Origin of the sequence: Enterobacter sp. Ap-867 (assembly GCF_011752855.1) — a bacterium.
In the GTDB taxonomy this organism is placed as follows: domain Bacteria; phylum Pseudomonadota; class Gammaproteobacteria; order Enterobacterales; family Enterobacteriaceae; genus Cedecea.
Genome location: NZ_VWWS01000028.1, coordinates 1 through 515 on the forward strand (window position 1 = coordinate 1; position 515 = coordinate 515).

Annotated in this window: 1 tRNA gene and 1 rRNA gene; both read right to left on the bottom strand. The window is 47.8% G+C overall.

The window, feature by feature from the left end:
• Positions 1 to 274 precede the first annotated feature (274 nt).
• Positions 275 to 350 (bottom strand) — tRNA-Glu (locus F3J26_RS22550).
• Between the two features lie 85 nt (positions 351 to 435).
• Positions 436 to 515, bottom strand: a 16S ribosomal RNA gene (locus F3J26_RS22555); the annotation flags it as partial.

The following is a 515-nucleotide window of genomic DNA, read 5'->3' on the forward strand; positions in this document are numbered from 1 at the left end:
TTCATCGCCTCTGACTGCCAGGGCATCCACCGTGTACGCTTAGTCGCTTAACCTCACAACCCGAAGGTGTCTCGTAAGACACAATCGCTGTTGTGAAAATTTGAGAGACTCGAACATGTCTTAACCTCATTCTTTATTACGGAAGAATGAGACGACATGTCGTTTCAATTTTCAGCTTGTTCCGGATTGTTAAAGAGCAAATATCTCAAACATGACTCTTTCAAGTCAGCTTTGAGATAGTTCGGCACGCAACTTTCACTTACATACCAGCAAGTGGCGTCCCCTAGGGGATTCGAACCCCTGTTACCGCCGTGAAAGGGCGGTGTCCTGGGCCTCTAGACGAAGGGGACACTGAAGTCTCAATCGCAAGACGCCTTGCTTCTCTACATCTATCAGACAATCTGTGTGAGCACTACGCGGGTTGTATCTTTTAGGTAAGGAGGTGATCCAACCGCAGGTTCCCCTACGGTTACCTTGTTACGACTTCACCCCAGTCATGAATCACAAAGTGGTAA